The sequence below is a fragment of the Pseudomonas sp. HMWF006 genome, from assembly GCF_003061205.1.
Classification (GTDB): domain Bacteria; phylum Pseudomonadota; class Gammaproteobacteria; order Pseudomonadales; family Pseudomonadaceae; genus Aquipseudomonas; species Aquipseudomonas monsensis.
In genome coordinates, this window is sequence record NZ_QAIU01000384.1 from 1 (window position 1) to 584 (window position 584).

Below are 584 nucleotides of genomic sequence, written 5' to 3' on the forward strand. Positions count from 1 at the left end.
AACTTCGCCTACACCGGGGCGAAAAGTCTCGCCGGGGTGTTCCCGGAACCACCGAAACCGGGCAAAGGCGCGCTGGAACTGTTCAACCAGTACGCCGGGCGTCAGGGCATCAAGGAAGGCGATTACGAAGTCATCGACGCCTTGGGCAAAAGCATCAAGGGCAAGCTCGACGCCAAAGGTTTTGCCAGTGTCGCCGGCGCGGCTCCGGGGCCAGCGCGTGTGCTGTTCGGCAAGGACCCGGCGGACACCTGGAGCGATGGCAGTTACATCGGCAAGCCGGAGTGGCCATTGAATCCGCCGGGGGCCGAGGATGTGCCGAGTCAGGTGCAAGCGATGGTCGCGCAGGTTTTGCCGAGCAAGAGTTGGGACATGTTGGAGAAGGGTAAGGACATGGCGCAAACAGGGATGAGTGCGATGCAGACGGCGCAGCAGGTGAAAGGTGTGGTGCAGGGCGGGGTGGCCGGGTTGCCGAAACTGGCGAGTGCCGCCATGCCGAGTGCGTCGGGGATCCTCGGCGCAGCAAGCAAGGGCGGACAGCTACCGACGCTTCCCGCGCCAACGCTTCCAAAACCTTCCTTGAAAAC

At 63.2% G+C, this 584-nt stretch carries 1 pseudogene; it reads left to right on the forward strand.

From position 1 onward, the window contains the following. Positions 1–584: pseudogene (locus tag DBR24_RS15845) on the forward strand (type VI secretion system tip protein VgrG); the annotation flags it as partial.